General features: G+C 40.4%; 15 protein-coding genes and 2 other annotated features. Of the genes, 12 read left to right on the top strand and 3 right to left on the bottom strand.

The annotated features are described in order from the left end of the window. Nucleotides 1-26: 26 nt before the first annotated feature. The 7 genes from thrS (at nt 27) to ACJ004_RS19235 (ending at nt 5,560) form a co-directional block, all read left to right on the top strand. Nucleotides 27-1,961: a threonine--tRNA ligase gene (gene thrS / locus ACJ004_RS19265; protein ID WP_410894757.1), complete on the top strand. Its 1,935-nt coding sequence runs from the start codon at nt 27-29 to the stop codon at nt 1,959-1,961. 162 nt (nt 1,962-2,123) lie between these two features. Then, nucleotides 2,124-2,256, top strand: a sequence feature (ribosomal protein L20 leader region). Between the two features lie 147 nt (nt 2,257-2,403). Next, the gene (gene infC / locus ACJ004_RS19260; protein ID WP_066258068.1) at nt 2,404-2,907 is read left to right on the top strand and encodes a translation initiation factor IF-3; all 504 of its coding nucleotides are present in this window, start codon (nt 2,404-2,406) and stop codon (nt 2,905-2,907) included. 17 nt (nt 2,908-2,924) lie between these two features. Further along, the gene (rpmI, locus tag ACJ004_RS19255; RefSeq protein ID WP_066258063.1) at nt 2,925-3,125 is read left to right on the top strand and encodes a 50S ribosomal protein L35; all 201 of its coding nucleotides are present in this window, start codon (nt 2,925-2,927) and stop codon (nt 3,123-3,125) included. Between the two features lie 38 nt (nt 3,126-3,163). Further along, nucleotides 3,164-3,523 (top strand): 50S ribosomal protein L20, encoded by a 360-nt coding sequence (gene rplT, locus ACJ004_RS19250; protein ID WP_026563363.1) that lies wholly within the window; start codon nt 3,164-3,166, stop codon nt 3,521-3,523. A 99-nt stretch (nt 3,524-3,622) separates the two neighbouring features. Next, on the top strand, nt 3,623-3,883 hold the full coding sequence (locus ACJ004_RS19245; RefSeq protein WP_410894756.1) for a DUF1294 domain-containing protein: 261 nt from the start codon (nt 3,623-3,625) through the stop codon (nt 3,881-3,883). A 28-nt stretch (nt 3,884-3,911) separates the two neighbouring features. Next, on the top strand, nt 3,912-4,403 hold the full coding sequence (locus ACJ004_RS19240) for a dUTP diphosphatase (protein ID WP_410894755.1): 492 nt from the start codon (nt 3,912-3,914) through the stop codon (nt 4,401-4,403). A 71-nt stretch (nt 4,404-4,474) separates the two neighbouring features. After that, the gene (locus ACJ004_RS19235) at nt 4,475-5,560 is read left to right on the top strand and encodes a M42 family metallopeptidase (protein WP_410894754.1); all 1,086 of its coding nucleotides are present in this window, start codon (nt 4,475-4,477) and stop codon (nt 5,558-5,560) included. A 91-nt stretch (nt 5,561-5,651) separates the two neighbouring features. On the opposite strand, the gene sspI is transcribed toward ACJ004_RS19235, so the two are convergent. After that, nucleotides 5,652-5,858 carry a small acid-soluble spore protein SspI gene (sspI, locus tag ACJ004_RS19230; RefSeq protein ID WP_410894753.1) on the bottom strand — a complete coding sequence of 69 codons (207 nt, stop codon included), beginning with the start codon at nt 5,856-5,858 and terminating at the stop codon, nt 5,652-5,654. 119 nt (nt 5,859-5,977) lie between these two features. Between sspI and ACJ004_RS19225 the strand changes: the two genes are divergently transcribed. The 3 genes from ACJ004_RS19225 to pheT all read left to right on the top strand — a co-directional run bounded on the left by ACJ004_RS19225 (nt 5,978) and on the right by pheT (nt 10,601). Continuing rightward, on the top strand, nt 5,978-6,727 hold the full coding sequence (locus ACJ004_RS19225) for a TrmH family RNA methyltransferase (protein WP_410894752.1): 750 nt from the start codon (nt 5,978-5,980) through the stop codon (nt 6,725-6,727). 61 nt (nt 6,728-6,788) lie between these two features. Further along, nucleotides 6,789-7,033 (top strand) — a binding site (T-box leader). A gap of 64 nt (nt 7,034-7,097) precedes the next feature. Continuing rightward, a complete protein-coding gene (gene pheS, locus ACJ004_RS19220; RefSeq protein WP_410894751.1) occupies nt 7,098-8,135 on the top strand; it encodes a phenylalanine--tRNA ligase subunit alpha in 1,038 nt (345 codons plus the stop codon). A gap of 51 nt (nt 8,136-8,186) precedes the next feature. Next, nucleotides 8,187-10,601: a phenylalanine--tRNA ligase subunit beta gene (gene pheT / locus ACJ004_RS19215; protein WP_410894750.1), complete on the top strand. Its 2,415-nt coding sequence runs from the start codon at nt 8,187-8,189 to the stop codon at nt 10,599-10,601. Between the two features lie 219 nt (nt 10,602-10,820). Here the strand turns inward: pheT and ACJ004_RS19210 are convergent, their stop codons facing one another. Both ACJ004_RS19210 and rnhC read right to left on the bottom strand, forming a co-directional pair. Beyond that, nucleotides 10,821-11,114, bottom strand: coding sequence for a 4a-hydroxytetrahydrobiopterin dehydratase (locus ACJ004_RS19210; protein WP_410894749.1), 294 nt, complete (start codon nt 11,112-11,114; stop codon nt 10,821-10,823). Nucleotides 11,115-11,170: 56 nt separating this feature from the next. After that, nucleotides 11,171-12,121, bottom strand: a complete 951-nt coding sequence (rnhC, locus tag ACJ004_RS19205; protein ID WP_410894748.1) for a ribonuclease HIII — start codon at nt 12,119-12,121, stop codon at nt 11,171-11,173. A 108-nt stretch (nt 12,122-12,229) separates the two neighbouring features. Here rnhC and zapA point away from each other — a divergent pair, with 108 nt between their 5' ends. Both zapA and ACJ004_RS19195 read left to right on the top strand, forming a co-directional pair. Beyond that, complete coding sequence (gene zapA / locus ACJ004_RS19200; protein ID WP_410894747.1) at nt 12,230-12,490, top strand: cell division protein ZapA; 261 nt, start codon at nt 12,230-12,232, stop codon at nt 12,488-12,490. 6 nt (nt 12,491-12,496) lie between these two features. Continuing rightward, the gene (locus ACJ004_RS19195) at nt 12,497-13,051 is read left to right on the top strand and encodes a CvpA family protein (RefSeq protein WP_410894746.1); all 555 of its coding nucleotides are present in this window, start codon (nt 12,497-12,499) and stop codon (nt 13,049-13,051) included. Nucleotides 13,052-13,105 lie beyond the last annotated feature (54 nt).

The following is a 13,105-nucleotide window of genomic DNA, read 5'->3' as shown; positions in this document are numbered from 1 at the left end:
CGCTTAATTACAAAGGAGGAATTACCATGTCAGACGTTGTTAAGATTTCGTTTCCAGATGGGGCAGTAAAGGAGTTCCCACAAGGAACAACAACGGAAGATATTGCCGCTTCCATCAGCCCAGGCTTAAAGAAAAAAGCGATAGCCGGCAAGTGGAACGGTCAACTTTATGATCTTCGCCGTCCAATTAATTCAGATGGTTCAATAGAAATCGTCGTCGCAGATTCCAATGATGCATTAGAGATTTTACGTCACAGTACAGCCCATTTAATGGCTCAGGCAGTTAAAAGGCTTTATCCAGATGTGAATCTTGGTGTTGGCCCAGTGATCGAGGGTGGATTCTATTATGATATGGATCTTGAGGAATCATTAACTCCCGAAGATCTTCCGAAGATTGAAAAAGAAATGGCGAAAATCGTCAATGAAAATATTGAGATTGTTCGCAAAGAGGTAAGCCGTGCTGAAGCTGTTCAGCTTTTTAAAGAAGCAGGCGACCCATATAAGCTTGAATTAATTGAAGCTATTCCTGATGATGAAACAGTGACAATTTATGAACAAGGCGATTTTTTTGATCTTTGCCGTGGTGTTCATGTTCCATCGACTGGTAAGATCAAGGAATTTAAGTTATTAAGTATTGCTGGTGCTTATTGGCGCGGCGACAGTAAGAATAAAATGCTCCAACGTATTTATGGAACTGCCTTCTTCAAAAAAGAAGACTTGGCTGAACACCTTCGCTTACTTGAAGAAGCGAAAGAGCGTGACCATCGTAAAATTGGTAAAGAGTTGAACCTTTTCACTAGTAACCAATTGGTTGGTCAAGGATTACCGTTATGGCTGCCGAAGGGTGCAACTATTCGTCGGGTAGTTGAACGTTACATTGTGGATAAGGAACAGCGTCTGGGCTATGACCATGTCTACACTCCAATTATGGGAAGTGTAGATTTATATAAGACTTCAGGCCACTGGGATCATTACCAGGAAGATATGTTTCCTGTCATGGATATGGACAATGAACAATTAGTGCTCCGCCCAATGAATTGCCCGCATCACATGATGGTTTACAAGAACAGCATCCACAGCTATCGCGAGCTTCCGATTCGGATTGCTGAACTAGGAACAATGCATCGTTATGAAATGTCTGGTGCACTTTCAGGACTGCAGCGTGTTCGTGGAATGACTTTGAATGATGCGCATATTTTTGTTCGTCCTGATCAAATTAAAGATGAATTCAAGAGGGTAGTTAACCTCGTTTTAGCTGTATATAAAGACTTTGATATTAATGACTACTCTTTCCGCCTTTCTTATCGTGACCCACAAGATACTGAAAAGTATTTTGATGATGACGCGATGTGGGAAAAAGCTCAAGGTATGCTTAAGGAAGCCATGGATGATCTTGGACTTGACTATTATGAAGCGGAAGGAGAAGCGGCCTTCTACGGTCCTAAGCTTGACGTTCAAGTGAAGACAGCCTTAGGAAAAGATGAAACACTATCAACTGTTCAATTAGACTTCTTATTACCTGAACGTTTTGATTTAACATATGTTGGCGAGGACGGCAAACCGCATCGTCCAGTCGTTATTCACCGTGGTGTTGTATCAACAATGGAGCGTTTTGTTGCCTTCTTAATTGAGGAATATAAGGGTGCCTTCCCTACTTGGCTTGCTCCAGTCCAAGTTCAGGTCATTCCAGTTTCGCCAGGTGTGCATTATGATTATGCCAAACAAGTACAGGAACAGCTTCAAAGTGAAGGTTTCCGTGTCGAATTGGATGGCCGTGATGAAAAAATTGGTTATAAAATCCGTGAAGCGCAAATGCAAAAAATACCATATATGCTAGTTGTTGGGGATAAAGAAGTCGAAGATCAGGCTGTCAACGTCCGCAAATATGGGGAACAAAACTCAGAAACAAAGCCATTTGCAGAGTTTTTAGCTTCATTAGTTGCTGAAGTGAAAAGAGGATAATATAAGAAAGAGAGGTTCGCCTCTCTTTTTGTTTGAAAAAAACTATTGAATAATTATTTGTTTCTTGCTAAAATAAATTTCGTTGTCAAAGAAAATAGTTCGTTTGACATTATATCTTTGCTTATGTTATATTTACTAAGGTGAAAATTGAATACTTGTTTTTGGGAAAAGAAGAAGCACCCGCTTCTCACCTGGTTGACGCAATTTGCAGTTGGCAGGTTTTACTTGAACTTTTTGGTTTAATTACTTTTGTTCTGTAAAGTGTGGGTGTATTCATCCGCACTTTTTTGTTTGTGCAATTATAGCACTGCTAAAAAGTTTTATACCTGTTGATTCAGAGTGGCGTCATACGTTAAGGTTTGAAAGGGCTCGTTATGATTTTCTTGACCAAGACGTTGTATTCTTGATAAAACCTTGGAGGTGGCTAATTATTAGCAAAGACATGTTGTTAAATGAGGGCATTCGCGCTCGCGAAATTCGCCTAATTGATCAAAATGGCGAGCAGTTGGGGATTAAAACCAAAACTGAAGCCTTAGAGATTGCCGGAAGAGTGAACCTTGATTTGGTACTTGTAGCACCAAATGCAAAGCCTCCAGTCGGCAGAATTATGGACTATGGCAAATTTAAATTCGAGCAGCAAAAGAAAGACAAAGAAGCTCGGAAGAATCAAAAAATCATCACTACTAAAGAAGTTCGTCTCAGCCCAACAATTGATGAGCATGACTTTAATACAAAGTTGCGCAATGCAATTAAGTTCTTAGAAAAAGGCGACAAGGTAAAAGCTTCAATCCGTTTCAAGGGCCGGGCGATTACCCATAAAGAAATTGGTCAACGTGTGTTAGACCGTTTTTCAGAGGCGTGCAAGGAAGTTGCAACGATCGAATCTCATCCTAAAATGGATGGCCGGAGCATGTTCCTGGTTTTAGCACCTAAAATCGACAAGTAATAAGGAGGATATCCCAAATGCCAAAAATGAAAACTCACCGTGGCGCTGCAAAGCGTTTCAAGAAAACTGGTTCAGGTCAACTTAAACGTGACCACGCTTATACAAGCCACTTATTTGCTAACAAATCAACTAAAGCAAAGCGTAAGCTTCGCAAAGCATCCCTTGTTTCTAAAGGTGATTTCAAACGCATTCGTCAAATGTTAACTTACATGAAGTAAAAATTTAGTGATCGATTTATATATTGGAGGGAAATTACATGCCACGTGTAAAAGGCGGTACAGTTACGCGCAAGCGTCGTAAAAAAGTTCTTAAATTAGCAAAAGGTTATTTCGGTTCAAAACATACATTATATAAGGTTGCTAACCAACAAGTTATGAAATCTTTAATGTATGCTTTCCGCGATCGTCGTCAGAAAAAACGCGACTTCCGCAAACTTTGGATTACTCGTATCAATGCAGCAGCTCGTATGAACGGTCTTTCTTACAGCCGTTTAATGCATGGCTTAAAGCTTGCTGGTATCGAAGTAAACCGCAAGATGCTTGCTGAATTAGCAGTAAGCGATGCAAACGCATTTGCTGAATTAGCAAACGTTGCAAAACAAAACATTAACAAGTAATAAGAAAAGCATAAAGCGCCCTTAGGTTGCTTGCGCTAGACATATTAAAGGCCATTCTCTTTGATGAGGATGGCTTTTTCTATAAGGGGGATACGGTTGATGAAAGCATGGTTAGTGGCCTATTTAATCATGAATATAGTAGGACTCGTGATTATGTGGGAAGATAAGAAGCGGGCTAAAAAGCATGAATACCGCATTTCTGAGAGGACCTTGTGGATGGTAGCATTACTTGGCGGTGCTGTCGGTGCGACAGCGGGTATGCAGCTTTATCGTCATAAAACGAAGCATACTTCATTTAAGATTGGTTTTCCGGCCCTTGCCGTGATAGAGCTAGGTCTGTTCATTAAATATTTACTATAAATAATTTTTCATAGGGAGTGATGGTAGCATGCAATTAGAAAAACTGTTTCAGATGCAAAAAGCATTGGATACCCATATTGAGGACAAGCACGGCCTGCAAGACGAAGATTTATTTGATAGAAAGGTGCTCGCATTGCTCGTTGAAATCGGTGAATTAGCCAATGAAACGCGCAGTTTTAAATTTTGGAGCGTTAAACCATCATCAGCTAAAGAAGTAATTCTAGAGGAATTTGTTGATGGTGTTCATTTTATTTTATCGCTCGGGATCGAATGTGGATATGATAGAGAGCAATTGGATTTAAATGATCGACAGTCATCTTTGGATGTGACAGAACAGTTTTTATTTGTTTACGACAGAATCATTATTTTTCAAAAGAGCAAAAGTTTGGATGATTACATAAAGTTATTTACATCCTACTTAGGATTAGCATCCTTACTCGGATTTACATATGAAGAAATAGAAAAAGCATATTTCCACAAAAACGAAGTAAATTATCTAAGACAGCAGAATAACTATTAGCAGAAAAATTGCGAATTTCTCGCCATTTTCTGTATAATTAAGGTCAAACAAACCGATAAAGGGGCTTATAAATGGCAAAATTAGATGAAACCTTGACGATGTTAAAAGAATTAACGGATGCCAAAGGGATTCCTGGTAATGAGCGCGAAGTTCGTGAAGTCATGAAAAAATACATAGAACCATTTGCAGATGAACTCACAACCGATGGACTCGGCAGTTTGATTGCCAAAAAGGTAGGTAAAGAAGGCGGCCCGAAAATTATGGTGGCGGGTCACTTAGATGAAGTTGGCTTCATGATTACTCAAATCGATGACAAAGGTTTTCTTCGTTTTCAACCGGTCGGCGGCTGGTGGGGACAGGTCATGCTTGCACAGCGTGTGACCATCGTTACGAGAAAGGGAGATGTAACCGGGGTTATCGGTTCAAAGCCACCGCATATTTTATCACCAGAAGCACGCAAGAAACCTGTTGAAATTAAAGACATGTTTATTGATATTGGTGCTTCAAGCCGAGAGGAAGCCAATGAGTGGGGTGTTCGTCCGGGCGATATGGTCGTTCCATATTTTGAATTTACAGTTATGAACAATGAAAAGATGCTATTAGCTAAAGCTTGGGATAACCGAATTGGCTGTGCGATTGCCATAGATGTTCTCAAACAACTCAAGGGTGTAGACCATCCAAATGTAGTATATGGTGTCGGAAATGTTCAAGAAGAGGTTGGTTTGCGTGGTGCCAAGACAGCATCGGCAAAAATTAACCCGGATATCGGCTTTGCTGTTGATGTAGGTATTGCCGGGGATACACCTGGAGTTTCTGAAAGAGAGGCTATGAGTAAAATGGGTAAAGGACCACAAGTGGTCATTTATGATGCCTCTCTTGTAGCCCATAAAGGTCTGCGCGATTTAGTGACCGATACAGCTGATGAATTGAACATTCCATATCAGTTCGAATCGATTCCTGGCGGCGGTACGGATGCAGGATCGATCCATTTGACACATAATGGCGTTCCGGCACTGCCGATTACGATTGCGACAAGGTATATTCATTCCCATGCAGCGATGCTCCATCGTGATGATTACGAAAATGCCGTGAAGTTGATTGTCGAAGTCATCAAGCGTTTAGATCGTGAAACTGTTGATAAAATTACCTTTGAATAACTTATTATGGGATCCCTGGTCAATTGGCCGGGGATTTTTTTAAAAATAAAAAACTGCCGATTTTTGGTATCGACAGTTCTTCAAATAATTATTACTTTAACCCATTCTCAAGGGTTGTAAGCATTTCCTTTTTTTCTTCTTCGGAAGAATTTTTCCAAATGATTTCAAATAAAACGCCGAGACCTGGAAGCATTTTTTCTTCCCCATTTTGAATCGCATCAACAATGGTATCTTCTAATTGATCTTGTGTATTCCCGGTAACATTGTGAACAATCGCATTACGTAAATTTAAATTCATGTATTTGCACTCCTTTTTATCCTGTATTACTTTAATATGTTTTCTATTTTTGGTTTTATTATGTATTTTTGTTAGGCTATAATAAAAAAAGCATCGTTATTATAAAAGGAGAGCGGGTTTTGAAACATATAGAATCAATTAATAATCCTAAAGTTAAACAATGGAAAAAGTTACTAACCAAAAAAGAACGGGATAAGTCAGGAACGTTTTTAGTGGAAGGTTTTCATTTAGTGGAAGAAGGCCTGAAACAAGGCGAACAAATAGTAGAGATCATTGTTTCTGAAAAAGTGGGTTTACCTTCTCGATGGGATGCTGGTTCCACTCCTGTAACACAAGTTACGGAAGAGATATCGAATTCATTAACAGATACAGAAGCCCCGCAAGGAATTTATGCTGTGTGCCGGATCGCAAATGCTGAAGTCCGTGAAGCTAAAACCTTTTTGTTCATTGATGCCGTTCAGGACCCAGGAAATCTTGGAACTATGATACGCACCGCAGATGCAGCAGGGATCGACGCGGTTGTCGTGGGTCGAGGAAGTGTAGATATTTATAACTCTAAAGTCCTTAGGTCTGCGCAAGGAAGTCATTTTCATCTCCCAATTATAAGAGGGGACCTTCATGAATGGATGGACAAGCTGCAGGAAAAAAATATTCCTGTTTACGGTACAGCACTCGAAGGAGCATCTGCATATACTGATATTTCCACAGGGGATGCATTTGCCTTGATTGTTGGAAATGAAGGAAATGGTGTCGGCAAAGATATTCTTGCTAGCACAACAGCGAACCTTTATATCCCGATTTATGGGAAAAGTGAGTCATTAAATGTAGCCGTGGCAACAGGGATCCTTCTCTATTATTTGAAAAAATAGGCGTAAACTAGTTTGACCTTATAAGTGAAAATATTATATAATAATGAACAATATTGAATATTAAATGACGATGACGGAGAAAAGTATCTTATTTAAGACCTTTTAGGGAGAAAGTGCCGCGACTGAAAGCACTTTTATGGCGAGGATAAGAGAAGTTCACCTCCTGAGTTGGCGTCGGGACCATTTTCAAAAGAAAATGTAAAGATGCACCGGCATATGCCGTTATCAGAATGAAGCGAACACAATGTTTTTTTACATAACGTGTTTACAAGGGTGGTACCGCGAACTATAAACCTCGTCCCTTTCCAGGGATGGGGTTTTTTTGTTTTTTCTGGTACCTGACACTGATTACTATTAAGGAGGAATTGACATGCAAGAACGTTTAAAGGAATTGCAGGAAGAGGCTATTCAAAAAATTGAACAGTCCGCAAGCTTAAAAGAATTAAATGACATCCGTGTTGCCTACCTAGGAAAAAAGGGTCCAATTACTGAAGTACTGCGTGGAATGGGAAAGCTCTCCGCTGAGGAGCGTCCAGTGATGGGGGCATTAGCAAACGAAGTCCGTGAAGCCATTGCCGTAAAAATGGAAGCCAAACAGAAGGGGTTAGAAGAAGCAGCTGTCCTCGAAAAGTTAGCTTCTGAAAGCATTGATGTTACCCTTCCAGGCCGCCCGGTAAAGGTTGGAAATCATCACCCGCTGACCAGAATTATTGAAGAAATTGAAGACTTATTTATTGGCATGGGTTACCAAGTAGCAGAAGGTCCTGAAGTAGAGCAAGATTATTATAACTTCGAAGCACTTAACTTACCGAAAGGGCACCCAGCACGCGATATGCAGGACTCGTTCTATATCACCGAAGATATCCTTCTTCGTACACATACATCACCAGTCCAAGCGCGGACGATGGAAAAACACCAAGGTAAAGGGCCAATCAAAATCATTTGCCCAGGTAAAGTATACCGTCGTGATAATGATGATGCGACGCACTCTCATCAGTTTATGCAAATCGAAGGTCTTGTTGTTGGTGAAAACATTCGTATGAGTGACCTTAAAGGAACCTTAGAAGTATTTGCGAAAAAAATGTTCGGAGAAGATCGTGAAATCCGGTTACGCCCAAGCTTCTTCCCATTCACTGAGCCGTCTGTTGAAATGGACATTTCTTGTAAAATTTGCGGCGGCCATGGCTGCAGTGTTTGTAAGCGTACAGGCTGGATTGAAATTCTCGGAGCAGGTATGGTCCATCCAAACGTTCTAGAGATGGCTGGATACGATTCTAAAAAATACACTGGTTTTGCTTTTGGTATGGGACCAGAACGGATTGCGATGTTAAAGTACGGTGTAGATGATATCAGACATTTCTATACAAATGATGTTCGTTTCTTAAAACAATTTTCAAAACACGAATAAAATTGAACGCTTCACCCTGTTGAAGTTGAATAAATAAAGGAGGATGACGACATGTTCGTTTCATATAAATGGCTCCAGGATTATATCGATTTAACTGGAGTAACTGCAACTGATTTAGCAGAAAAGATTACCAAGAGCGGTATTGAGGTTGAGGGAGTTGAAATCCTTAACGACGGTATTCAAGGCGTTGTTGTTGGTCATGTCCTTGAACGTGAGCAGCACCCAAATGCGGATAAATTAAGCAAGTGTCTTGTCGATGTCGGTGGGGAACAAGCTGTACAAATCATTTGCGGAGCACCTAATGTGGCTCAAGGACAAAAGGTTGCGGTGGCAACAGTAGGTGCCGTACTACCAGGTAATTTTAAAATCAAACGCGCGAAACTTCGCGGTGAAGAATCGAACGGAATGATCTGTTCACTTACGGAACTTGGAATCGAAGGAAAAGTGGTACCGAAAGAGTATTCCGAGGGAATCTTTGTTTTTCCAGCAGATGCTGAAGTGGGCGTCGATGCCATTAGCATGTTAAATCGAGATGATGAAATTCTGGAGCTTAGCTTGACACCAAACCGTGCTGATTGCTTAAGCATGTTAGGTGTAGCCTATGAAGTGGCGGCAATCCTTGGCAGAGAAGTTAAACTTCCTGAAACGCACCTTCAGCCCTCAAATGAAAAAGCATCTGATTATGTTAAAATCGTGGTCGAGACAAAAGAAGATAACCCATTATATGTAGCGAAAATCATTAAAAATGTAAAAATTGGACCTTCCCCGCTCTGGATGCAGACACGCTTAATGGCAGCGGGAATTCGTCCCCACAATAATGTGGTCGATATCACCAACTATATTTTGCTTGAATACGGTCAGCCGCTCCATGCGTTTGATTATGATTGCTTAGGATCAAAAGAAATCCTTGTCCGCCGAGCCGTTGATGGGGAGAAATTTATCACGCTTGATGATGCGGAACGGACGCTTACAGCTGATCATCTGGTCATCACAAATGGAACAGAACCTGTTGCTCTTGCCGGTGTAATGGGGGGAGCAAATTCAGAGGTAACGTCAGATACAACAACCGTATTACTTGAATCCGCTTATTTTAACGGGGCAACGGTCCGTAAAGCTTCGAAAGACCATGGTTTAAGAAGTGAAGCGAGCGCTCGTTTTGAGAAGGGTGTCGATCCAAATCGTGTTCGTGCCGCTGGAGAGCGTGCCGCCTATTTGATGGCTAAATACGCTGGCGGTGAAGTATTAGAAGGTACGGCTGAGGCAGATACACTGACTGTTGAGCCAGCTGTTGTTTCGATCACTTTAGAAAAAATCAATCGTGTTCTCGGTACTGACCTTGTGATGAATGACGTGAAGCAAATCTTTGATCGCCTTCAATTTGGTGTCAGCATTGAGGAGGATACCATCACCGTGACGGCTCCAACACGCCGCGGCGATATTAAAATTGAAGAAGATTTACTAGAAGAAGTAGCTCGTCTTTACGGTTACGACAATATCCCAAAAACATTACCAATTGGTTCCACAACCCCAGGTAGATTGTCTGAGTACCAGCAGAAGCGTCGAGTAGTTCGTCAATACCTTGAAGGAGCAGGCCTGTATCAAGCAGTGACATATTCATTGACTAGCGAAGAAAAGGCAAGCCAATTCGCGCTGGAAAAGCGAGACACCATCAGACTTTCCATGCCGATGAGTGAAGAGCGCAGCATCTTGCGTTTAAGTATCATGCCACAGCTTTTGGAAGTATTAAAATACAATAGTGCTCGCCAAAACGATAGCTTAGGTGTATATGAAACAGGTGCTGTATTCTTGGCGAATGGAAAAGACACTCTTCCATCGGAAAAAGAACATTTAGCAGCAGCTATTACAGGACTTTGGTCAAGTCATTCTTGGCAAGGAGAGAAGAAGGCAGTCGACTTCTTCGTTATCAAAGGAATTTTAGAAGGAATGTTCGCAAAGCTAGGTCTGCTTGAAAAAGTTCAATTTGTTCAAGCGCAAGTTGATGGCATGCACCCTGGCCGTACGGCGGAATTACACCTAAATGGTGAGAAAATCGGCTTTATCGGTCAAGTTCACCCAACTGTTCAAAAAGAACTAGATTTGAAAGATACCTATGTATTCGAACTTTCATTAAAAGCAGTACTTGAAGCTGAAACACCAGCATTACAATACGAAGCCATCCCGCGCTTCCCTTCTATTACAAGAGACATTGCCCTTGTGGTAAACAGAGAAACGGTGTCAGGCACCCTAAAAGAAATTATTGTAACAGCGGGAGCACCACTTCTGAAAGAAGCTGAAGTGTTTGATTTGTATGAGGGAGACAAGATGGAGGCAGGTAAGAAGTCGATTGCTTTTTCTCTTAAGTATGTTGATCCAGAACGTACGTTAACTGATGAGGAAGTAACGAAGATTCATAACCGAGTGCTTGAAGCGTTAGAAGAAAAAGCAGGTGCGGTTTTAAGAGGTTAATCATTTAGATAGAAGCTGGCTCGAAAATTTTTCGGGCTGGCTTTTTTTTGCCTAAAAAAGTCTGTTCGCTGATATATTTTATTTTTCGCTGATATATGGCTCAGATTCTCTGATAAAACTCTTTTTTGCGCTGATAAAAGTTAAATTAGTATCATCAAAGAGAGTAAATCTCCGAAAAAACCGCTGAAAGAGGTTGACACTAGGCCAACCTCTTTAAATTTATATTTTTTCATAAATCGAGTCATAGTTTTTTGCTAAAGAGATATCCAAGTCGGTTAATCCTCCGGCGTTCCATGAGGTTAGTCGGAGTGTCACTAGTTTATAGTCAATCGCAATGAAGGGGTGATGATTCTTTTCTTCTGAAAGCTGTGCAATGACATTTACGAATGCCACGCCCTGTAAAAACTCACGAAAGCGGTACTTTTTTACGATAAATTTTCCGTCCAATTTCCAGCCTGGTAATCCAGCTACAGCTGTAGAAATCTCCGCTTCACTTAGTCGATTTGCCTCCACCCTGAATCCCTCCTAAACATCGTTTCTATATATTTATTCGCAACCGCATCAAATCATCAGTACCGTTTTTTATTAACTAGGGCGATTGCTTTGTCTGTATTGGCAAAGTGGAGCTTAACAAATGACGGCAGGATGTCACGGCCTTTGCTCATAATCAGCTTTGCGGCCGCCACGTCTACCTGCGCCCCGGCGCCTTTCGGAATCTTAAAACCGGCAGACTCGCTAAGTTTATCAATATATTGGATAAAGGCATATCGGGCGAGAATACTTGCGGCCGCCACTGCTAGATGAATGCCCTCTGCTTTTGTACTAAAATAAACATTCTCTTTGGCAATTGCTTTTTGGCTTTTAATATGCTGAAAATAGGTACTACCTTGAACAAACTGATCGATAAGAATTGCTTCTGGTTTCTCTGGTGAAATTTTGTCTAATACGTTTAAAATCGCTTGATTATGTAAGATCGCCTTCATCTTTCCTTGCGACATTCCTGATTGTTGAACCTGATTATATTTTTCGTTTTTTAATGTCATTAAACTAAATGGAATAATATCTTTAATTACCTTTGCGATCGCAATAATTTTTTCATCGTTTAAATCCTTCGAATCACGGACACCTAATTCTTTTAACAAAGGAATGTTCTCTTTTTTTACATAAGCCGCCACGACCGTAATCGGCCCGAAAAAGTCTCCTGTACCGACTTCATCTGAACCAATCGCTGACATTTGACTAATGCCAATTGGCAGGTCGCCTTTCGCTATTGATTTCGATTTAGATGCTGTAGCAGCCTTGTTCGAGGATCCGTTTGTACTGCCCCATTTACTTGCCTCTTTTTCACTATCGTTCCCTTGGAATAATACTTTGCCAGATTTATAAGCTGTGATCATACAGGCAGACGTTTTCGCAGCAAATACACTTCCCGGAATGTTTTTATCAAGTAAATTCTTTCCGTAATAACTCCTCATTTCCATAATCTTTTTCATTTCTAAATTCAATACAACATTACCCATACTACAAGCACCACATTTCTAAATAAATATAAAATACGCTTTAACTTTTCCACAGATAACAGTTCATGTTATGATATATTTTAGGATTCTCTGATTGGAGGCATGACGTTGTCGAATAAACAAAAAAATAGAACATCCGTAGATATTTACGGACAGCAATACGTGATTATGGGTTCAGAAAGTCCAAGTCACATCCGGCATGTGGCCTCATTAGTTGACAATAAAATGCGCGAAATCAGTTCTAAGAATCCAAATTTAGACGCAAGTAAGCTCGCCGTTTTAACAGCTGTAAATGCAGTCAATGATTATCTTAAAATGAAAGACCAATTAGAGCGGCTCCAAACAGAACTAGTAAAGGAAAAGGACTAAAAAATTATGTTGGATTTAGCAATTATCATTTTTTTAATTATTGGATTCTTTGTAGGCCTAAAAAGAGGCTTTATTCTGCAACTTGTTCATTTAATAGGTTTTATTATTGCATATGTGGCAGCAAATTCATACTACGAACAGCTGGCACCAAAGTTAACACTATGGATTCCATATCCGAACTTTGGAAATGTGTCTTCATTAAAGATTCTAACTGACAGCAGTAATATGGAAACCGCATTTTACCGTGCGATTGCCTTTGTCATCATCTTTTTTGCGGTAAAAGTGTTATTGCAAATTATTGGTTCGATGCTTGACTTTGTTGCCCATTTGCCTGTCCTGCGTCAGCTTAATGTTTGGGCTGGAGGTATTCTGGGTTTCATTGAAGTATATTTGGTTATCTTTATTTTATTATATATTTCAGCGCTAGTACCAATAGAATTTATGCAAAATGCTTTGGACCATTCGATGTTGTCAAAAGCAATTGTGAACCACACTCCTATCCTTTCACAGCAAATAAAAAGCTTGTGGATTGAATATTCAGCTGCTTTAACTTCTCTGTAGCAGAGAAGTTTTTCTATTCATGCCATAAAGTAGGATAAAATGAAAATGCTAAAC

This window comes from Neobacillus sp. 204, assembly GCF_046562815.1.
In the GTDB taxonomy this organism is placed as follows: domain Bacteria; phylum Bacillota; class Bacilli; order Bacillales; family Cytobacillaceae; genus Neobacillus.
The sequence above is the reverse complement of the archived record's forward strand: the minus strand, read 5'-3'. Positions and strand labels throughout refer to the sequence as shown.